This window comes from Salmonella sp. SAL04157, assembly GCF_046551635.1.
GTDB classification, from domain to species: Bacteria; Pseudomonadota; Gammaproteobacteria; order Enterobacterales; family Enterobacteriaceae; genus Salmonella; species Salmonella enterica.
The window spans coordinates 605,660-625,302 of record NZ_JBGDVS010000001.1; the positions used below are offsets into that span (position 1 = coordinate 605,660).

The following is a 19,643-nucleotide window of genomic DNA, read 5'->3' on the forward strand; positions in this document are numbered from 1 at the left end:
AGGCTGTAGGCCTGATAAGCGCTAGCGCCATCAGGCATAACATTGCCGGATGGCGGCGTAAACGCCTTATCCGGCCTACACCCAACCAACCTTAAGCGATGGTACGTTGGATCTCGATAATCTCGAACACTTCAATCATATCGCCAACGCGAACGTCGTTGTAGTTCTTCACGCCGATACCACATTCCATGCCGTTACGGACTTCGTTAACGTCATCTTTGAAGCGGCGCAAGGATTCCAGCTCGCCTTCATAGATAACCACGTTGTCACGCAGAACGCGGATTGGGTTATGGCGTTTAATCGTACCTTCGGTAACCATACAGCCCGCGATCGCGCCGAATTTCGGCGATTTGAACACATCGCGCACTTCAGCCAGACCGATGATCTGCTGTTTCAGTTCCGGAGACAGCATGCCGCTCATCGCCGCTTTCACTTCGTCGATCAGGTTATAGATGACGGAGTAGTAACGCAGATCCAGGCTCTCAGATTCGATCACTTTACGCGCAGAGGCATCCGCACGAACGTTGAAGCCCACCAGAATGGCGTTGGACGCCGCAGCCAGGGTCGCGTCGGTTTCGGTGATACCACCTACGCCAGAACCGATGATCTTCACTTTCACTTCGTCGGTAGACAGTTTCAGCAAAGAGTCGGAAATCGCTTCCACAGAACCCTGTACGTCAGCCTTCAGCACGATGTTCACTTCGTGAACTTCGCCTTCGGTCATGTTGGCGAACATGTTCTCGAGTTTAGATTTCTGCTGACGAGCCAGTTTAACTTCACGGAATTTACCCTGACGATACAGAGCCACTTCACGCGCTTTCTTCTCGTCGCGAACTACGGTCACTTCGTCACCGGCAGCCGGAACGCCGGACAGGCCGAGGATTTCCACCGGAATGGACGGACCCGCTTCCAGCACTTCCTGACCCAGTTCGTTACGCATCGCACGCACGCGGCCGTATTCGAAGCCACACAGCACGATATCGCCCTTATGCAGCGTACCTTCGCGTACCAGAACGGTAGCCACCGGACCACGACCTTTATCCAGGAAGGATTCGATCACCGCACCGCTCGCCATACCTTTACGAACGGCTTTCAGTTCCAGAACTTCGGCCTGCAGCAGGATAGCGTCAAGCAGTTCGTCAATACCGGTACCTGCTTTCGCAGACACGTGAACGAACTGGCTCTCGCCGCCCCACTCTTCCGGCAGAATGCCGTACTGGGACAGTTCGTTCTTAACGCGATCCGGATCGGCTTCCGGCTTATCGATTTTGTTCACCGCAACCACGACCGGCACACCTGCCGCTTTCGCGTGCTGGATAGCTTCGATAGTCTGCGGCATCACGCCGTCGTCTGCCGCTACCACCAGAACCACGATATCCGTTGCCTGGGCACCGCGAGCACGCATAGAAGTAAATGCGGCGTGGCCCGGGGTGTCCAGGAAGGTGATCATCCCGTTGTCAGTTTCAACGTGGTAAGCACCGATGTGCTGGGTAATGCCGCCCGCTTCGCCAGAGGCTACTTTCGTGGAACGAATGTAGTCCAGCAGAGAGGTTTTACCGTGGTCAACGTGACCCATGATGGTCACAACCGGTGCGCGCGGTTCAGCCGCAGCGCCGGTATCACGGTCGCTCATTACCGCTTCTTCCAGTTCGTTTTCACGACGCAGGATAACTTTGTGGCCCATCTCTTCGGCAACCAGCTGTGCGGTTTCCTGGTCGATGACCTGGTTGATGGTGGCCATGGCGCCCAGCTTCATCATCGCTTTGATGACCTGAGAACCTTTCACCGCCATCTTGTTCGCCAGTTCGCCAACGGTGATGGTTTCACCGATCACCACGTCGCGGTTAACGGCCTGAGCGGGCTTCTGGAAGCCTTGCTGTAAAGAAGACCCTTTACGCTTGCCGCCTTTACCGCCGCGAACCGCAGCACGCGCTTCTTCGCGATCGGCTTTGGATTCGGCATGTTTGCCTTTTTTCGCCGGACGCGCCGCTTTTGCATTACGGCCACGACCACGACCGCCTTCAACTTCACGATCGTTTTCGTCTTCGGCCTGGCGCGCGTGCTGAGAAGTGGTGACATGATAGTCACTGGTGTCTTCTACTGGCTCAGGCGTTGCGGTCCATTTGTTTTCTTCCGCCATGCGGCGAGCTTCTTCTGCTACACGACGCGCTTCTTCTTCGAGTTTGCGACGTGCTTCTTCTTCCGCTTTACGCTTCAGCTCTGCAGCTTCATTCTCACGGCGGGCTTTTTCGGCCTGGGCGGTTTTGGTCATATCGTCAGTCTGTTGATTGCTCACTTTGTCTTTTTCCGCAGCTTCACGTTTCGCTTTTTCAGCGGCTTCACGCTTAGCTTGTTCTGCGGCCTCGCGTTCAGCTTTTTGTTGCGCCTCGCGTTTGGCCTGTTCTTCTGCCTCACGACGGGCTTGCTCTTCCGCTTCACGCTGCGCCTGCTCTTCCGCGGCCAGGCGTTCAGCCTCTTGCGGATCGCGTTTCACAAAGGTGCGCTTCTTGCGGACTTCGATTTGTACCGATTTACTTTTTCCACCGGTACCTGGAATATTCAGGGTGCTGCGCGTCTTACGCTGCAGCGTCAGTTTATCGGGACCAGAAACCGCTTCGCGGTTCAGGTGCGCCAGTAAAGTCTGTTTTTCTTGTGCGGACACAGAGTCGTCAGCAGATTTCCGGATACCTGCATCAGCAAACTGCTGTACCAGGCGATCCACGGAAACCTGTCTCTCTGCGGCCAGCGCTTTTAGGGTTACATCTGTCATGCTGTTCCTTCCTGCTACAGTTTATTACGCTTCGTCGCCGAACCAGCAAATATTACGGGCAGCCATAATCAGCTCACCGGCTTTTTCGTCGGTCAACCCTTCGATATCAGCCAGATCATCAATGCCCTGGTCGGCGAGATCTTCCAGCGTACAAACACCACGAGCCGCCAGTTTGAAAGCCATATCGCGATCTAATCCTTCCAGATTCAGCAGATCGTCAGCCGGTTTGTTATCACCGAGGCTTGCTTCCTGGTCCTGCGCCAGAGTGGCCAGTGCGTTTTTAGCACGCTCGCGCAGTGCTTCAACGGTCGGCTCATCAAGGCCGTCAATTTCCAGCAGTTCTTTCATTGGCACATAGGCCAGTTCTTCGAGCGTGGAGAAACCTTCTTCTACCAGAACGGTCGCGAACTCTTCATCAATATCAAGATATTTAGTAAAGATCTCGATAGCGGCATGTGCTTCAGCCTGATGTTTAGCCTGCAAGTCATCAACGGTCATTACGTTGAGTTCCCAGCCGCTCAATTGCGAAGCCAGGCGGACGTTCTGACCATTACGTCCGATCGCCTGCGCCAGATTACCGGCTTCAACGGCGATATCCATGGTATGTTTATCTTCGTCCACCACGATAGACGCGACGTCTGCCGGCGCCATCGCATTAATGACGAACTGCGCCGGGTTATCATCCCACAGCACGATATCGATACGCTCACCGCCCAGTTCGGTAGAGACCGCCTGAACGCGCGCGCCACGCATCCCCACGCAAGCGCCGACCGGATCGATACGTTTATCGTTAGTTTTCACTGCGATTTTCGCACGAGAACCCGGATCGCGAGCCGCCGCTTTAATTTCAATCACTTCTTCGCCGATTTCCGGCACTTCGATGCGGAACAGTTCGATCAGCATTTCCGGCTTGGAACGGGTGACGAACAGCTGCGCGCCACGCGCTTCCGGGCGAACAGCATACAGCACGCCGCGAATACGGTCGCCAGGACGGAAGTTTTCGCGCGGCAGCATATCTTCACGCAGAATCACCGCTTCAGCGTTACCGGCCATCCCTTCAGATTTAATTTCCAGAGAGATATTGTCGCGGTTTACTTTCTTCACCACGCCAGTGACGATTTCGCCTTCCTGGTCGCGGAACTGATCGACAACCATCGCCCGTTCGGCTTCACGCACTTTCTGCACGATAACCTGTTTCGCAGTCTGCGTGGTGATACGGTCAAAGGTGACAGATTCAATCTGATCTTCAACATAGTCGCCGACATTCAGACTTTCGTCTTCAAAGCGCGCCGCTTCCAGCGTAATTTCCTTCGTCGGCATGGTCACTTCTTCAACGATCAACCAACGGCGGAAAGTATCAAAATCACCGCTTTTACGATCGATTTCTACACGAACATCGATCTCCTGCTCATATTTTTTCTTTGTTGCTGTCGCCAGCGCACTTTCCAGCGCTTCAAAAATTTTTTCGCGTGGCAGCGCTTTTTCGTTGGAGACGGCTTCAACAACAGCCAAAATTTCTTTGTTCATCGCGGGCTTTTCACCTCATCCAGACTGTTAAAAGTGGGGAACCAGGTTCGCCTTCTGGATATTACTCAGCGCGAACACTTCATCTTTGCCTTCGACTGTGACGGTAATCATTTCACCGTCCACCGCTTTGATAATGCCCTGCCACTTGCGACGGTTCTGTACCGCCATGCGAAGAACCAGCGCGACTTCTTCACCCTGGAAACGCGCATAATGATCGGCAGTGAACATAGGACGGTCGAGACCCGGTGACGAGACTTCAAGGTTGTAAGCCACGGAGATAGGATCTTCAACGTCCAGCACCGCGCTTACCTGGTGGCTCACATCAGCACAATCATCAACATTGATGCCATCTTCACTATCAATATAGATGCGCAGTGTGGATGTGCGACCGCGAATAAATTCGATGCCGACCAGCTCGTAGCCTAAGGCTTCAACTGGCGCTGTAATCATCTCTGTTAATTTTTGCTCTAATGTGGACAAGCCCACCCCCAAGACATAAAAAAAGGGCCTAAAGCCCAGTTATTCTGTAGTCAGATAACAAAAAACCCCGATAAATCGGGGCTTTAGATAACTGAACCCTATAACCGCAACGGCGGTCTGGTGTACCTTCCGAAAGAATTTTTTTCAAATCCAGCTACGAAGGACATAATCTTCACAGTATATTTGAAAAAGAACTCTAAGGGAAAGTGGTTGCGGGGGCCGGATTTGAACCGACGACCTTCGGGTTATGAGCCCGACGAGCTACCAGGCTGCTCCACCCCGCGCCTGAAACGTGGCAAATTCTACTCGTTTTGGGTAAAAAATGCAAATACTGCTGGGATTTGGTACCGAGGACGGGACGTAAAATCTGCGCACAGTATAGTGACCAGGCATGAGTTATGTCAACCCTATTCCCAACATGCAGATGAATGAATATCACTCTTCGTTATACTCATCCCATCTCTCCGGCTTATACACGTATTTCACAACGTTATTTCAGTAAACCTTCACTAAACGCTTCCTGTCTCTGCTAAAAGATGATTAAATGAAAACTCATTTATTTTGCATAAAAATGCACTAAAGCAGAAACCGATCTCATTATCAGTCAATCAAGCAGGGTTCTATTCTATGACGACGATTCTTAAGCATCTTCCAGCAGGTCAACGTATTGGTATCGCTTTTTCCGGCGGCCTGGACACCAGCGCCGCGCTGCTGTGGATGCGACAAAAAGGAGCTGTCCCATATGCCTATACTGCGAATCTGGGACAACCGGATGAGGATGACTATGACGCCATTCCTCGTCGCGCAATGGAGTATGGCGCAGAGAATGCTCGCCTGATTGATTGCCGCAAGCAGTTGGTTGCAGAAGGGATCGCAGCGATTCAGTGCGGCGCTTTTCATAATACGACTGGCGGACTGACCTATTTCAATACCACGCCGCTGGGCCGTGCCGTGACCGGCACGATGCTGGTCGCCGCGATGAAAGAAGACGGCGTGAATATCTGGGGCGACGGCAGCACCTATAAAGGCAACGATATTGAACGTTTCTATCGTTACGGCTTGCTGACCAACGCCGAGCTGCAGATTTACAAACCGTGGCTGGATACCGACTTTATCGATGAGCTGGGTGGTCGCCATGAGATGTCTGAATTTATGATTGCCTGCGGTTTCGACTATAAGATGTCAGTCGAAAAAGCCTACTCCACCGACTCCAACATGCTCGGCGCCACGCATGAAGCGAAAGATCTGGAGTTTCTTAACTCCAGCGTCAAGATCGTCAACCCGATTATGGGCGTGAAGTTCTGGGACGAAAGCGTGAAGATCCCGGCAGAAGTTGTGACCGTCCGCTTCGAGCAGGGTCACCCTGTTGCCCTGAACGGTAAAACCTTCAGCGATGATGTTGAGATGATGCTGGAAGCGAACCGCATCGGTGGCCGTCACGGCCTGGGCATGAGCGACCAAATTGAAAACCGCATCATTGAAGCAAAAAGCCGCGGTATTTATGAAGCCCCCGGAATGGCGCTGCTGCACATCGCTTACGAGCGTCTGTTGACCGGTATTCACAACGAAGACACCATTGAACAGTATCATTCACATGGTCGTCAGCTGGGTAAACTGCTGTATCAGGGCCGCTGGTTCGACTCTCAGGCGCTGATGCTGCGTGACGGCCTGCAACGCTGGGTCGCCAGCCAGATTACCGGTGAGGTCACACTCGAGTTGCGTCGCGGCAACGACTACTCCATCCTGAACACCGTGTCAGACAACCTGACCTATAAGCCAGAACGTTTGACCATGGAGAAAGGCGAGTCCGTATTCTCACCGGACGATCGTATCGGTCAGTTGACGATGCGTAATCTGGACATTACCGATACCCGCGAGAAACTGTTCGGCTACGCGAAAGCGGGTCTGTTAACCGCCTCTTCCGCGACCGGTCTGCCGCAGGTTGAGAATCTGGAAAACAAAGCGAAGTAAACATTTATCATTTTAAGGCCGCGAAAGTGGCCTTTTTTATGCGCGGAATATAAGGTGTCTGTTGGCCTGATAAACGTAGCGCCATCATGGGTTGTAATAATGTCGGATGGCGGCGTAACGTCTTATCCGACCTACAGACAACCACAAATAACAGACGAAAAAAAAGACGCTTTTCAGCGTCTTTTTTCTGGAATATTGGTACCGAGGACGGGACTTGAACCCGTAAGCCCTATTGGGCACTACCACCTCAAGGTAGCGTGTCTACCAATTCCACCACCTCGGCACGGATACTGCTATTAGCGCGGGATATCGCTGGTCGGCTGGGCCGGTGCAGCAGGTTGAGTCTGCTCGGTCTTCGCCGGCGCGCTCAGATTTTCCCACTCGCTTCCTTTATTGGTTTTATTGCTATTGATATTACCCAACACCAGACTGATGATGAAGAACAGCGTCGCCAATACCGCCGTCATTCGGGTCATGAAGTTACCAGAACCACTTGAACCAAATAGCGTAGCGGAAGCGCCTGCTCCGAAGGAGGCTCCCATATCAGCGCCTTTACCTTGCTGCAGCATGATCAGGCCTACAAGGCCAATTGCCACAATAAGGAAAACAACTAAAAGAGCTTCGTACATAATCAACCTGTTCCTTGCGGAGTTGCCGCGTACCAATGCTTCTACCAATAAAGCGGGATTTTTACTGTTTCCCACTGAAGCGGGTGTGAATACTAACCAAAGCGAATGACCTTCGCAAGGGCAATTTAAGCGCATTGTATCAACTGCGGAAAAAAACAGCAAAAGCGTTGTTTTTTGCGGGCCGTAAGGCGGCAACCGCCGCCTTTTTAGTCACTTAAACGCTTAAACGGCTTTTACCGCATCCGCGATACGATGGGCGAATGCCGTAACCTGCGCTTCATCCTCGCCTTCCACCATCACGCGAATCAGCGGTTCGGTACCGGATTTACGTAGCAGTACCCGCCCACGATTGCCGAGCGTGGCTTCTACGTCCGCCGTTACCGTTTTCACCGCTTCATTTTCCAGCGGATCGCCGCTACCGGCGGTGTAACGCACGTTAACCAGAATCTGCGGGAACATTTTCATACCGCTGCACAGATCGTGCAGACTCATATGATTACGCACCATCGCCGCCAGAACTTGTAGCCCCGCTACAATACCGTCGCCAGTGGTCGTTTTATCCAGCAGAATAACGTGACCAGAGTTTTCCGCGCCGATGCGCCAGCCTTTTTCCTGCAATTTTTCCAGCACGTAGCGGTCGCCCACTTTCGCCCGGGCAAACGGAATGCCAAGCTGCTTGAGCGCCAGCTCCAGCCCCATATTGCTCATCAGCGTCCCCACCGCGCCGCCGCGCAGTTGCCCCTGGCGCAGCCCTTCGCGCGCGATGATATACATGATCTGATCGCCATCGACTTTATTGCCTTCATGGTCAACCATGATGACCCGGTCGCCGTCGCCGTCAAGCGCAATGCCGAGGTCCGCCTTCTCCGCCAACACGCGCGCCTGCAACGCGCGCACGTCGGTCGCGCCCACTTCTTCGTTAATGTTGACGCCGTTTGGCTCACAGCCGATGGCGATAACGGTCGCGCCCAGCTCGCGCAGCACATTCGGTGCGATATGGTAGGTAGCGCCGTTGGCGCAATCCACAACCACTTTCAGACCGTTGAGGCTCAGTTCGTTCGGGAAGGTGCCTTTACAGAACTCAATATAGCGTCCGGCGGCGTCGACGATGCGGCTCGCTTTCCCCAGCTCGGCGGAGTCTACGCAGGTGATCTCTTTTTCCATTTCGGCTTCGATGGCTTCTTCCACATCGTCAGGCAGTTTCGTACCGTCGATAGAGAAGAATTTAATGCCGTTATCATAGAACGGGTTATGCGAAGCCGAGATAACGATACCCGCCTCCGCGCGGAAAGTCCGCGTCAGATAGGCGACGGCTGGCGTTGGCATAGGTCCGGTAAACGAGGCCGACAGCCCCGCAGCGGCAAGGCCCGCCTCCAGCGCGGACTCCAGCATATAGCCGGAAATACGCGTATCTTTACCGATAATGATTTTACGCGAGCCATGACGCGCCAGCACTTTTCCGGCAGCCCAACCCAGTTTAAGCACGAAATCAGGTGTAATGGGGGCATTGCCTACACGTCCGCGAATCCCATCGGTACCGAAATATTTACGATTACTCATAGCGTTTGTTTCCCTTTGCAGACAGAGTGGCTTCCACCACCCGCATCGCCTCTACGGTTTCTTTGACGTCATGGACGCGAATGATCTGCGCGCCCTGCATCGCGGCAATTACCGCGCACGCAAGGCTGCCGTTCAGACGGTCTGATGGTCCCACGTTAAGTAACTGACCAACCATCGTTTTACGTGACATTCCCACCAGCAGCGGCAGGTTAAAATGATGAAACTCACCCAGTCGCGCCAGTAAGGTATAATTGTGAGAGAGATTTTTACCGAAACCGAATCCGGGGTCGAGCAACAATTTCTCTTTTGCGATGCCGGCCTTCTCACAACGTGCTATTTGCTCAATAAAGTAGCGATTCACCTCGGCAAAGACATCGTCATATTTCGGCGCCTCCTGCATGGTTTTGGGGTTGCCCTGCATGTGCATAAGACTGACCGGCAAGCCGGTTTCCGCTGCCGCTTCCAACGCGCCGGGTTCGGAGAGCGAACGGACATCATTGATAATATGCGCGCCCGCCCTTGCCGCTTCACGGATCACCTCGGGTTTAGAGGTATCCACAGAAATCCACACTTCAAAACGTTGCGCGATTGCTTCCAGTACCGGAATAACGCGATCCAGCTCTTCTTCCACGCTCACTTCCGCCGCGCCTGGTCGCGTTGATTCCCCCCCCACATCAATAATTGTCGCCCCGGCATTCACCATTAAATTCGCATGTTTCACCGCCTCAATCAGCGTGTTATGCGCGCCGCCGTCGGAGAACGAATCCGGCGTTACGTTCAGGATACCCATAATATGCGGATGAGTGAGATCGAGCGTGGCGCCCTGAGCGAAGAGTTTCATGGTCAAAATCCCTGTTTTATTTATGGTGAGTTAAAAAAGAAAAACCCCGGGGCAAGCCCCAGGGTTTCGGTGAGCGCTAAACATAATGTTGTACAACAAACGCTTATTTGTCGCCCAGCTGCTCTGACATCGTGTTGCCCGGGTTCGGCGTGCGTGGTTCATCAACCGGACGCGGCGCCTGAGGCGTACCATTGCTGTCAGAGTTATTGGTGCCGTTTGGATCTTCCCAGCCCGCAGGCGGACGCACTTCACGACGCGCCATCAGGTCATCAATCTGCGGCGCATCGATGGTTTCATATTTCATCAGCGCATCTTTCATCGCGTGCAGAATATCCATATTGTCAGTCAGGATCTGACGAGCGCGATTGTAGTTACGTTCAATCAGCGCTTTCACTTCCTGGTCGATGATACGCGCAGTTTCATCAGACATATGTTTCGCTTTTGCGACGCTACGGCCGAGGAACACTTCGCCCTCTTCTTCCGCATACAGCAACGGACCGAGTTTCTCCGAGAAGCCCCACTGGGTGACCATGTTACGCGCCAGGTTAGTCGCGACTTTAATGTCGTTCGACGCCCCGGTAGAAACATGCTCAACGCCGTAGATAATCTCTTCCGCCAGACGACCGCCGTACAGCGTGCTGATTTGGCTTTCCAGCTTCTGACGGCTAGCGCTGATTGCGTCGCCTTCAGGCAGGAAGAAGGTCACGCCCAGCGCACGACCGCGCGGGATAATCGTCACTTTGTGCACCGGATCGTGTTCCGGCACCAGGCGACCGATAATCGCGTGGCCCGCTTCGTGGTACGCGGTCGACTCTTTCTGCGCTTCCGTCATCACCATGGAGCGACGTTCGGCACCCATCATGATTTTGTCTTTCGCTTTCTCGAACTCAACCATCGACACAACGCGCTTGTTACCACGAGCCGCAAACAGCGCCGCTTCGTTGACCAGGTTCGCCAGGTCCGCACCGGAGAAGCCCGGCGTACCGCGCGCAATGATCGCCGCATCAATATCCGTCGCTAACGGTACGCGACGCATATGCACCTTCAGAATCTGCTCACGACCGCGAACATCCGGCAGGCCTACCACCACCTGACGGTCGAAACGACCAGGACGCAGCAGCGCCGGGTCAAGGACGTCCGGACGGTTAGTTGCGGCGATAACGATGATACCTTCGTTACCTTCGAAGCCGTCCATCTCAACCAGCATCTGGTTCAACGTCTGCTCACGTTCATCGTGACCACCGCCAAGACCTGCGCCACGCTGGCGGCCTACGGCGTCGATTTCATCGATGAAGATAATGCACGGCGCCGCTTTTTTGGCCTGTTCGAACATGTCACGCACACGAGACGCGCCGACACCGACGAACATTTCCACAAAGTCAGAACCGGAAATCGTAAAGAATGGCACCTTCGCTTCACCCGCAATGGCTTTTGCCAGCAGGGTTTTACCGGTACCCGGCGGGCCGACCATCAGGACGCCTTTCGGAATTTTACCGCCCAGCTTCTGGAAACGGCTCGGTTCACGCAGGTATTCAACCAGTTCCGCCACTTCTTCTTTCGCTTCGTCACAGCCCGCGACGTCAGCAAACGTGGTTTTGATCTGATCTTCCGTCAGCATACGCGCCTTGCTCTTACCGAACGACATGGCGCCTTTGCCACCGCCGCCCTGCATCTGACGCATGAAGAAGATCCAGACGCCGATCAGCAACAGCATCGGGAACCAGGAAATGAAGATAGAAGCCAGCAGGCTTGGCTCTTCAGGTGGTTCGCCAACAACCTTGACGTTTTTAGTCAGCAGGTTATCAAGCAGCTTCGGATCATTAATCGGAATGTAAGTCGTGTAACGGTTACTATCTTTCTTGGTAACGTTGATCTCACGTCCGTTGATACGCGCTTCGCGAACCTGGTCCTGATTGACCTCTTGCAGGAAGGTAGAGTAATCCACCTTACGGCCATTAGACTCGCTGGGCCCAAAGCTCTGGAATACTGACATCAGCACAACGGCAATGACCAGCCAGAGTATTAGGTTTTTCGCCATGTCACTCAAGGGATTAACCTCTTATTACAACTGTGTTAAAAACAGCGTCAGGATACTCTATATCCAGTTTCTTTCAAACCTTACGTCTGAAATCTGCCGGTTATCACTTTCGCCCGGTCGCTACAATGTACACTTCACGCGAACGCGCACGCGAAGAGTCCGGCTTACGAACTTTAACCTTCGTAAACAGGGAGCGAATTTCCCTTAGATACTCATCGAAACCTTCGCCCTGGAACACCTTCACTACAAAACTTCCGCCTGGCGCCAGCACATCGCGGCACATCTCTAACGCCAGCTCCACCAGATACATGGCGCGGGGGATATCCACCGCCGGTGTTCCGCTCATGTTTGGTGCCATATCCGACATGACAACTTGTACTTTACTGTCACCCACGCGTTCCAGTAACGCTTTCATGACAAGTTCATCACGAAAATCGCCCTGAAGAAAGTCCACACCAACGATAGGATCCATAGGTAAAAGATCACAAGCGATGATGCGGCCTTTGCCGCCAATCTGCGTGACCACATACTGTGACCAGCCTCCTGGCGCAGCGCCGAGATCGACTACCGTCATTCCCGGCTTAAAAAGTTTGTCACTTTGCTGTATTTCATCAAGTTTAAACCAGGCACGGGAGCGTAGCCCCTTTTTCTGCGCCTGTTGAACATATTTATCGCTAAAGTGTTCCTGAAGCCAGCGGCTTGAGCTGGCAGAACGCTTTTTACCTGTCATTTAACTTTCCCGTCGGGGCAGTTCATCGTAGCCAATGGCGTAAATTTCTACACGCCTATTTGGCGATATAAGGGAGATGGCGGTAGAATGACCCGTTTTCAATCCCAACGTAAGCAAAAATATACGATGAATCTGAGTACTAAACAAAAACAGCACCTAAAAGGTCTGGCACATCCGCTCAAGCCTGTTGTTATGCTTGGCAATAATGGTTTGACCGAAGGGGTACTGGCCGAGATTGAACAAGCGTTAGAGCACCATGAACTTATCAAGGTGAAAATCGCCTCGGAAGATCGCGAAACAAAAACCTTGATCGTGGACGCTATCGTGCGCGAAACCGGCGCCTGTAACGTACAGGTCATCGGTAAAACGCTGGTGCTGTATCGCCCAACTAAAGAGCGTAAAATCTCGCTGCCGCGTTAAGGATATCCTAAAGTCGAACACAAAATCTGTGTAAAACGAGGGGTTTTCCACGAGCAGGAGAGCAAAATGCCACGCTCTCTCCGTTGATAAAAGGCCGCTATGCGGCCTTTTTCCTTTCTTTACAATACACCAACAATTTGCGTATTGAGTACTGCTTAAAGGTATTCCACTTTAAGCACTTCGTATTCCACATCGCCGCCAGGCGTTTTGATCACCACGACGTCATCCTGCTCTTTGCCGATCAGGCCGCGAGCGATTGGCGAGTTTACCGAAATGAGATTTTGCTTAAAATCCGCCTCATCATCGCCAACAATACGATAGGTCTGCTCTTCGTCGGTGTCCATGTTCAGCACCGTGACGGTAGCGCCGAAAATCACGCGACCATTGTTCGGCATTTTAGTGACATCAATCACCTGCGCATTCGACAGTTTTGCTTCGATATCTTTAATGCGCCCTTCGCAGAAACCCTGCTGTTCGCGTGCAGCATGATACTCCGCGTTTTCTTTTAAATCGCCATGTTCGCGCGCTTCGGCGATAGCGGCGATGATTTCAGGACGGCGCACAGATTTCAGAAAATCCAGCTCTTCGCGCAGTTTTTCGGCTCCGCGTAAGGTCATCGGAATAGCTTGCATTTGTTATACCTCTTGAACATTCCTGTAGGGGGCAATGAACTCTACCCCGGCTGCTAAGCCAGCCCCGGCATATGCCATACCAGGGTCAGAAGCAAAAAAACACCAACCCGGGCGCGCAGTCCCAGGTCAGCTACAATTTCCTCTTTGATAACCATTTTACCCTGGAGTTCCCTATGGGTCATCGTTTACTTTTTAGGGCGTTGCGCCGTAGTATGACGGCTTGTTTCCAGGGTGTTAGCGCGAGATTATGCGATTTTCCAGATTTATCATCGGATTGACCACCAGTATAGCGTTCAGCGTTCAGGCCGCGAATATTGACGAATACATCAAACAGCTTCCGGCCGGCGCCAACCTCGCGCTGATGGTGCAAAAGATTGGCGCGCCCGCGCCGGCTATTGATTATCATAGTCAGCAGATGGCGCTTCCCGCCAGTACCCAAAAGGTGATTACCGCGCTGGCGGCGCTGATTCAACTCGGCCCGGATTTCCGTTTTACGACCACGCTGGAGACTAAAGGCAACGTCGATAACGGCATCCTGAAAGGTGACGTAATTGCGCGATTCGGTGGCGATCCAACGCTAAGACGTCAGGATATTCGCAATATGGTCGCGACGCTGAAAAAGTCAGGCGTCACGCAAATCGACGGCAATGTGCTTATCGACACGTCGATTTTCGCCAGCCACGATAAAGCGCCAGGCTGGCCGTGGAACGACCTGACGCAGTGTTTCAGCGCGCCTCCCGCCGCCGCCATTGTTGACCGCAACTGTTTTTCTGTGTCGCTTTATAGCGCGCAAAAACCAAACGATTTAGCCTTTATTCGCGTGGCCTCTTATTATCCGGTAACGATGTTCAGCCAGGTACGGACTCTGCCGCGCGGTTCGGCAGACGCGCAGTATTGCGAGCTGGATGTTGTGCCTGGCGATTTGAACCGTTATACGCTTACCGGCTGTTTACCACAGCGCGCCGACCCGCTGCCGCTGGCCTTTGCTATTCAGGACGGCGCCAGCTACGCGGGCGCGATCCTCAAGCAGGAACTGAAAGAGGCCGGGATAACTTACCGCGGCACGCTGCTGCGCCAGACGCAGGTTAACGAGCCCGGAACGATCGTCGCCAGTAAACAGTCGGCGCCACTGCACGATCTGCTTAAGATTATGCTGAAAAAGTCAGACAACATGATCGCCGATACTGTTTTTCGGATGATTGGTCATGTCAGGTTTAACGTGCCTGGCACCTGGCGGGCGGGATCGGATGCCGTTCGCCAGATCCTACGCCAACAGGCGGGAATTGATATCGGCAATACCATTATTGCCGACGGTTCCGGTCTTTCTCGCCATAACCTGATCGCTCCCGCCACGATGATGCAGGTGCTGCAATATATCGCCCAACACGATAACGAGCTGAACTTTATCTCTATGCTGCCGCTGGCGGGCTATGATGGTTCATTGCAATACCGCGCCGGCCTGCATCAGGCGGGCGTAGACGGTAAGGTTTCGGCGAAAACCGGGTCACTGCAGGGCGTGTACAACCTGGCGGGCTTTATTACCACCGCAAGCGGGCAACGGATGGCATTTGTACAGTATTTGTCCGGCTACGCGGTTCCACCTGCTGACCAGCGTAATCGCCGAATCCCGCTGGTACGCTTCGAGAGTCGGTTATACAAGGATATTTATCAGAATAACTGAGTGCATTATTGCCGGATGGCGGCGCTAACGCGTCTTATCCGGCCTACAAAGAACATAATAAAACGGGCCGCAAATGCGGCCCGTTGGCTTTTGTAGGCCGGATAAGCGTTAGCGCCATCCGGCTACGAGATTAACGTTTGTAGATGAACTCGACGCCTTCTTCGTCGTCTTCATCCCAGTCGTCATCCCAGTCATCGTCTGCGTCTTCTTCCACTTCAGCCAACTGCTGGCGATGATAATCGTCCCACATGAACTCGACTTTTTCCGGCTGTTTTGCTTCTTCAGCCTGCGCGATCGGATTCTCGATGATAAAGGTCATCACATCCCAGCAGAGATCTTTCACCCCCAGCTGACTGGCGGCGGAAATCAGATAGTATTTCCCTTCCCAGCCCAACGCTTCGGCGATCGCTTTCGCTTTCTCTTCCGCTTCGGTTTTATCCATCAGATCGATCTTGTTGAACACTAACCAGCGCGGTTTAGCCGCCAGATCCTGGCTGTATTTTTCCAGTTCGCCAATAATGATACGGGCGTTTTCCACCGGATCGGAACCGTCGATCGGATCGATATCAATGAGGTGCAGCAGTACGCGGCAACGTTCGAGGTGCTTCAGGAAGCGAATCCCCAGGCCCGCGCCTTCCGCCGCGCCTTCGATCAACCCCGGAATGTCAGCCACCACAAAACTCTTTTCGCTGTCCATTCGTACCACGCCCAGGCTCGGCACCAGCGTGGTAAACGGATAGTCCGCGACTTTCGGTTTTGCTGCCGATACCGCACGAATGAACGTTGATTTACCGGCGTTTGGCATCCCCAGCATCCCGACATCCGCCAGCAGCATCAGTTCCAGCAGCAGGTCGCGCTTATCGCCCGGCGTACCATTGGTTTTCTGGCGCGGCGTACGGTTAACCGAGGATTTAAAACGGGTATTGCCTAACCCATGCCAGCCGCCCTTCGCGACCAACAGACGCTGACCGTGTTTGGTCATGTCGCCCATCGTTTCACCGGTTCCCTGGTCGATAACGCGCGTACCGACCGGCACTTTGATGGTCACGTCTTTACCGCGTTTACCGGTACAGTCGCGGCTCGCGCCATTCTGACCACGTTCAGCGCGGAACGATTTTTCAAAGCGGTAATCGATCAGCGTATTCAGGTTTTCATCGGCTTCCATCCAGACGTCGCCGCCGTCGCCGCCATCACCGCCGTCCGGGCCGCCTTTCGGGATATATTTTTCGCGGCGGAAGCTCACACAGCCATTACCGCCATCGCCTGCAACGACCAGAATCGATGCTTCATCAACAAACTTCATTTTATTCTCCGTAAATCATTCGCCTGAGCGGGGTTGCGAAACCACCGTTTCATGCTTGCGTAAACCGCCCCAAATACGATGACCAATGGCGGAATACATTGCGCCCGCAACCACGACAAACGCACCGAGATAACCTAAAAGGTTTAACATCGGTCTGGCGAAGAAATCGGGCCAGGCCATAGATAAAAGATCTGAAAACAGCAGGGTAAATAGCGGTGTAAGCGTGATTATCGCGCTCACCTGCGCCGCCTGCCAACGCGCCATCGCTTCCGCCAGGGCGCCATATCCTACCAGCGTATTTAGCCCGCAGAAAATCAAACAGGCGAGCTGCCAGTCGCTCAGTTGCGCTATCACCATCGGTTTTGCCAGCGGCAAGAGCGCTATCGTACATAAAGTGTACAGTAAAAACAGGATCTGCTGCGAGGCCAGACGTCGCAATAATACTTTTTGCGCCACGCCATAGCTCACCCACACCATCGCCGCGCCTACGCCAAAAATAACGCCCCAGGTGTAGTCGGTCAGTCGGGTAAAAATCTCGATCAGACTGGTGTTAAAAAACATCACCAGCCCGCTCAATAACATCAGCGCGCCAATCACCTGCGTACCGCGCATCTTTTCTTTCAGAATAAAGACGCTGGCGACCATCATGCCAACCGGCGAGAGCTGACCGATAACCTGCGACGCGGTTGGGCTTAAATATTGCAGGGAAGAACTGAACAAAATGAAATTACCGAACAGTCCGCAGGTCGCTATCGCCAATAACACCAACCAGCGCGGCTTACGAAAAATACGCAGCGGCGGCAGCTTTCTTTTTACTGCCAGTATCGCCCCGAGGCCAATACTGGCCATTAAGAAGCGGTAGAAGACAATGGTTGAAGGCTCCATCACCTCCAGCACTTGCTTCATTGCTATTGGCAACGCTCCCCAGCACATCGCGGTAGTGAGCGCTAAAAGAATGCCAATGCCTGCCTGCTGCTTCATGCCGTGTTCCCTGCAAAGACCCGTTAACGGCATTCGCACAGCCACACGGGTATATTTTAGTCGGCCATCGAATGTAAAAAGCCCCGCAACAGGTGCGGGGCTTTCATCCGTTACCGGACCACAAAAAACTTACTCAGCAACGATGCTGATGTATTTACGGTTTTTCGGGCCTTTAACTTCGAATTTCACTTTACCGTCTGCTTTAGCAAACAGAGTGTGGTCACGACCGCAACCAACGTTGGTGCCAGCGTGGAATTTAGTACCACGTTGACGAACGATGATGCTGCCTGCCAGAACTGCTTCACCGCCAAAGCGTTTTACGCCCAGACGTTTAGCTTCAGAATCGCGACCGTTACGAGTCGAGCCGCCAGCCTTTTTATGTGCCATTTAATCTGCTCCCCTAATCTTAAGCGCTGATGCCGGTAATTTTCACATCAGTGAACCACTGACGATGGCCCTGCTGCTTACGGTAGTGTTTACGGCGACGAAACTTAACGATTTTAACTTTCTCGCCACGACCGTGGGCAACAACTTCAGCTTTGATTACGCCGCCATCAACGAAAGGAACGCCGATTTTGACTTCTTCACCGTTTGCGACCATCAGAACTTCAGCGAACTCGATAGTTTCGCCAGTTGCGATGTCCAGCTTTTCCAGGCGAACGGTCTGACCTTCGCTTACTCGGTGTTGTTTACCACCACTTTGGAAAACCGCGTACATAAAAAACTCCGCTTCCGCGCACACCTTTCAATGATTCAGAGCGCGCTATAAATATTCACAATAGGGCGCGAATATTACGCAAATTGCACGGCTTTGACAAGTGCTACCATCAATACATGAAGAAAAAAAACACAACGCATACGGTAACGTTTATCTGCGGCGTTTTTTCAGTACAATCAGGGTATATTTCTAACCATAAACCCTACGTTACCTCATTCAGACATGGGATAATCGGGGCGATAAGCCCGGCTTTTGCGATGAATTTAGAAAAAATCAACGAGTTAACCGCGCAAGATATGGCGGGTGTCAATGCGACAATCCTTGAACAGCTTAATTCCGACGTTCAACTGATTAATCAGCTAGGATATTACATTATTAGCGGCGGCGGGAAACGCATTCGTCCGATGATTGCCGTTCTTGCCGCGCGTGCGGTGGGTTATCAGGGTAACGCGCACGTGACTATCGCCGCTCTGATCGAGTTTATCCACACGGCGACGCTGCTGCATGATGATGTGGTGGATGAATCCGATATGCGTCGCGGCAAGGCAACGGCAAATGCCGCCTTCGGTAATGCCGCCAGCGTGCTGGTCGGCGACTTTATCTATACCCGCGCCTTCCAGATGATGACCAGCCTCGGCTCGTTAAAAGTGCTGGAAGTGATGTCGGAAGCGGTCAACGTGATTGCAGAAGGCGAAGTGCTGCAATTGATGAACGTGAATGACCCGGACATTACCGAAGAAAATTACATGCGGGTGATTTACAGTAAAACGGCCCGTCTGTTCGAAGCCGCCGCCCAGTGCTCCGGTATTCTTGCCGGTTGTACGCCTGAGCAAGAGAAAGGGTTGCAGGACTATGGCCGCTACCTTGGTACGGCTTTCCAGCTCATTGACGATCTGCTGGATTACAGCGCCGACGGCGAGCATCTCGGTAAAAATGTGGGTGATGACCTCAATGAGGGCAAACCCACCTTACCGTTGCTTCACGCCATGCGCCACGGTACGCCAGAACAGTCAGCGATGATCCGTACCGCTATTGAACAAGGTAATGGTCGTCATCTTCTGGAACCGGTTCTGGAAGCGATGACCACCTGCGGCTCGCTGGAATGGACGCGTCAGCGAGCGGAAGAAGAAGCCGACAAAGCGATATCCGCGTTGCAGATATTGCCGGATACTCCATGGCGTGAGGCGCTAATCGGTCTCGCACACATCGCGGTGCAGCGCGATCGTTAATGCCGTTCTCTTATCCCGCGCACTGCGCGGGATATCCCATTAAGTTCTAATAAACTCCAGATACCCTATCGCCTGTCTTTCACATACTCACCCAGGACTTCCCCTGGCATATTCTGAATATTGCCGACACTTA

At 53.1% G+C, this 19,643-nt stretch carries 17 protein-coding genes and 2 tRNA genes; 4 read left to right on the top strand and 15 right to left on the bottom strand.

Features of this window, described 5'->3' with window-relative positions; genetic code table 11:
• Nucleotides 1-91 precede the first annotated feature (91 nt).
• The 4 genes from infB to ACLJRE_RS02980 all read right to left on the bottom strand — a co-directional run bounded on the left by infB (nucleotide 92) and on the right by ACLJRE_RS02980 (nucleotide 5,061).
• A complete protein-coding gene (infB, locus tag ACLJRE_RS02965) occupies nucleotides 92-2,770 on the bottom strand; it encodes a translation initiation factor IF-2 (RefSeq protein ID WP_000133064.1) in 2,679 nt (892 codons plus the stop codon).
• A gap of 24 nt (nucleotides 2,771-2,794) precedes the next feature.
• Nucleotides 2,795-4,297: a transcription termination factor NusA gene (gene nusA / locus ACLJRE_RS02970; protein WP_001031038.1), complete on the bottom strand. Its 1,503-nt coding sequence runs from the start codon at nucleotides 4,295-4,297 to the stop codon at nucleotides 2,795-2,797.
• Nucleotides 4,298-4,324: 27 nt separating this feature from the next.
• The gene (rimP, locus tag ACLJRE_RS02975; RefSeq protein ID WP_000105461.1) at nucleotides 4,325-4,777 is read right to left on the bottom strand and encodes a ribosome maturation factor RimP; all 453 of its coding nucleotides are present in this window, start codon (nucleotides 4,775-4,777) and stop codon (nucleotides 4,325-4,327) included.
• Nucleotides 4,778-4,984: 207 nt separating this feature from the next.
• Nucleotides 4,985-5,061: transfer RNA gene (locus tag ACLJRE_RS02980), tRNA-Met, on the bottom strand.
• A gap of 343 nt (nucleotides 5,062-5,404) precedes the next feature.
• On the opposite strand from ACLJRE_RS02980, the gene argG reads away from it, so the two are divergent.
• Nucleotides 5,405-6,748: an argininosuccinate synthase gene (gene argG / locus ACLJRE_RS02985; RefSeq protein WP_001527949.1), complete on the top strand. Its 1,344-nt coding sequence runs from the start codon at nucleotides 5,405-5,407 to the stop codon at nucleotides 6,746-6,748.
• Between the two features lie 196 nt (nucleotides 6,749-6,944).
• Here the strand turns inward: argG and ACLJRE_RS02990 are convergent.
• The 6 genes from ACLJRE_RS02990 to rlmE form a co-directional block, all read right to left on the bottom strand.
• A tRNA-Leu gene (locus ACLJRE_RS02990) sits at nucleotides 6,945-7,031 on the bottom strand.
• Nucleotides 7,032-7,044: 13 nt separating this feature from the next.
• The gene (gene secG, locus ACLJRE_RS02995) at nucleotides 7,045-7,377 is read right to left on the bottom strand and encodes a preprotein translocase subunit SecG (protein WP_000272680.1); all 333 of its coding nucleotides are present in this window, start codon (nucleotides 7,375-7,377) and stop codon (nucleotides 7,045-7,047) included.
• Nucleotides 7,378-7,599: 222 nt separating this feature from the next.
• Nucleotides 7,600-8,937: a phosphoglucosamine mutase gene (gene glmM / locus ACLJRE_RS03000; RefSeq protein WP_000071171.1), complete on the bottom strand. Its 1,338-nt coding sequence runs from the start codon at nucleotides 8,935-8,937 to the stop codon at nucleotides 7,600-7,602.
• Nucleotides 8,930-9,778, bottom strand: a complete 849-nt coding sequence (folP, locus tag ACLJRE_RS03005) for a dihydropteroate synthase (RefSeq protein WP_023212281.1) — start codon at nucleotides 9,776-9,778, stop codon at nucleotides 8,930-8,932. The genes glmM and folP overlap by 8 nt, the downstream gene beginning before the upstream one ends.
• A gap of 103 nt (nucleotides 9,779-9,881) precedes the next feature.
• Nucleotides 9,882-11,816, bottom strand: a complete 1,935-nt coding sequence (gene ftsH, locus ACLJRE_RS03010) for an ATP-dependent zinc metalloprotease FtsH (protein ID WP_001107481.1) — start codon at nucleotides 11,814-11,816, stop codon at nucleotides 9,882-9,884.
• 103 nt (nucleotides 11,817-11,919) lie between these two features.
• Entirely contained in the window at nucleotides 11,920-12,546 is a 627-nt protein-coding gene (gene rlmE / locus ACLJRE_RS03015; RefSeq protein WP_000145974.1) for a 23S rRNA (uridine(2552)-2'-O)-methyltransferase RlmE, read from the bottom strand.
• Nucleotides 12,547-12,672: 126 nt separating this feature from the next.
• Here rlmE and yhbY point away from each other — a divergent pair, with 126 nt between their 5' ends.
• Nucleotides 12,673-12,966 carry a ribosome assembly RNA-binding protein YhbY gene (gene yhbY, locus ACLJRE_RS03020; RefSeq protein ID WP_001592995.1) on the top strand — a complete coding sequence of 98 codons (294 nt, stop codon included), beginning with the start codon at nucleotides 12,673-12,675 and terminating at the stop codon, nucleotides 12,964-12,966.
• A 155-nt stretch (nucleotides 12,967-13,121) separates the two neighbouring features.
• Here yhbY and greA read toward each other — a convergent pair whose 3' ends face one another.
• Nucleotides 13,122-13,598, bottom strand: coding sequence for a transcription elongation factor GreA (gene greA / locus ACLJRE_RS03025; RefSeq protein WP_023212282.1), 477 nt, complete (start codon nucleotides 13,596-13,598; stop codon nucleotides 13,122-13,124).
• Nucleotides 13,599-13,845: 247 nt separating this feature from the next.
• Here greA and dacB point away from each other — a divergent pair, with 247 nt between their 5' ends.
• Nucleotides 13,846-15,279, top strand: a complete 1,434-nt coding sequence (gene dacB, locus ACLJRE_RS03030) for a serine-type D-Ala-D-Ala carboxypeptidase (RefSeq protein WP_001212686.1) — start codon at nucleotides 13,846-13,848, stop codon at nucleotides 15,277-15,279.
• A 130-nt stretch (nucleotides 15,280-15,409) separates the two neighbouring features.
• Here the strand turns inward: dacB and cgtA are convergent, their stop codons facing one another.
• From cgtA to rplU, 4 genes are all read right to left on the bottom strand, one after another.
• Nucleotides 15,410-16,582: an Obg family GTPase CgtA gene (cgtA, locus tag ACLJRE_RS03035; protein WP_000673556.1), complete on the bottom strand. Its 1,173-nt coding sequence runs from the start codon at nucleotides 16,580-16,582 to the stop codon at nucleotides 15,410-15,412.
• Nucleotides 16,583-16,597: 15 nt separating this feature from the next.
• Nucleotides 16,598-17,563 (bottom strand): DMT family transporter, encoded by a 966-nt coding sequence (locus tag ACLJRE_RS03040; protein WP_000813052.1) that lies wholly within the window; start codon nucleotides 17,561-17,563, stop codon nucleotides 16,598-16,600.
• A gap of 129 nt (nucleotides 17,564-17,692) precedes the next feature.
• Nucleotides 17,693-17,950 (bottom strand): 50S ribosomal protein L27, encoded by a 258-nt coding sequence (rpmA, locus tag ACLJRE_RS03045; RefSeq protein ID WP_000940593.1) that lies wholly within the window; start codon nucleotides 17,948-17,950, stop codon nucleotides 17,693-17,695.
• 19 nt (nucleotides 17,951-17,969) lie between these two features.
• Nucleotides 17,970-18,281, bottom strand: coding sequence for a 50S ribosomal protein L21 (rplU, locus tag ACLJRE_RS03050; protein WP_000271398.1), 312 nt, complete (start codon nucleotides 18,279-18,281; stop codon nucleotides 17,970-17,972).
• A 257-nt stretch (nucleotides 18,282-18,538) separates the two neighbouring features.
• Between rplU and ispB the strand changes: the two genes are divergently transcribed.
• Nucleotides 18,539-19,510, top strand: a complete 972-nt coding sequence (gene ispB / locus ACLJRE_RS03055; RefSeq protein WP_001047354.1) for an octaprenyl diphosphate synthase — start codon at nucleotides 18,539-18,541, stop codon at nucleotides 19,508-19,510.
• Nucleotides 19,511-19,643: the final 133 nt, after the last annotated feature.

What these genes read in the sequence shown, in the direction of transcription:
- infB (WP_000133064.1), bottom strand. Translation starts at nt 2,770, where the DNA reads ATGACAGATGTAACCCTAAAAGCGCTGGCCGCAGAGAGACAGGTTTCC.
- nusA (WP_001031038.1), bottom strand. Translation starts at nt 4,297, where the DNA reads ATGAACAAAGAAATTTTGGCTGTTGTTGAAGCCGTCTCCAACGAAAAA.
- argG (WP_001527949.1), top strand. Translation starts at nt 5,405, where the DNA reads ATGACGACGATTCTTAAGCATCTTCCAGCAGGTCAACGTATTGGTATC.
- secG (WP_000272680.1), bottom strand. Translation starts at nt 7,377, where the DNA reads ATGTACGAAGCTCTTTTAGTTGTTTTCCTTATTGTGGCAATTGGCCTT.
- glmM (WP_000071171.1), bottom strand. Translation starts at nt 8,937, where the DNA reads ATGAGTAATCGTAAATATTTCGGTACCGATGGGATTCGCGGACGTGTA.
- folP (WP_023212281.1), bottom strand. Translation starts at nt 9,778, where the DNA reads ATGAAACTCTTCGCTCAGGGCGCCACGCTCGATCTCACTCATCCGCAT.
- ftsH (WP_001107481.1), bottom strand. Translation starts at nt 11,816, where the DNA reads ATGGCGAAAAACCTAATACTCTGGCTGGTCATTGCCGTTGTGCTGATG.
- rlmE (WP_000145974.1), bottom strand. Translation starts at nt 12,546, where the DNA reads ATGACAGGTAAAAAGCGTTCTGCCAGCTCAAGCCGCTGGCTTCAGGAA.
- yhbY (WP_001592995.1), top strand. Translation starts at nt 12,673, where the DNA reads ATGAATCTGAGTACTAAACAAAAACAGCACCTAAAAGGTCTGGCACAT.
- greA (WP_023212282.1), bottom strand. Translation starts at nt 13,598, where the DNA reads ATGCAAGCTATTCCGATGACCTTACGCGGAGCCGAAAAACTGCGCGAA.
- dacB (WP_001212686.1), top strand. Translation starts at nt 13,846, where the DNA reads ATGCGATTTTCCAGATTTATCATCGGATTGACCACCAGTATAGCGTTC.
- cgtA (WP_000673556.1), bottom strand. Translation starts at nt 16,582, where the DNA reads ATGAAGTTTGTTGATGAAGCATCGATTCTGGTCGTTGCAGGCGATGGC.
- ACLJRE_RS03040 (WP_000813052.1), bottom strand. Translation starts at nt 17,563, where the DNA reads ATGAAGCAGCAGGCAGGCATTGGCATTCTTTTAGCGCTCACTACCGCG.
- rpmA (WP_000940593.1), bottom strand. Translation starts at nt 17,950, where the DNA reads ATGGCACATAAAAAGGCTGGCGGCTCGACTCGTAACGGTCGCGATTCT.
- rplU (WP_000271398.1), bottom strand. Translation starts at nt 18,281, where the DNA reads ATGTACGCGGTTTTCCAAAGTGGTGGTAAACAACACCGAGTAAGCGAA.
- ispB (WP_001047354.1), top strand. Translation starts at nt 18,539, where the DNA reads ATGAATTTAGAAAAAATCAACGAGTTAACCGCGCAAGATATGGCGGGT.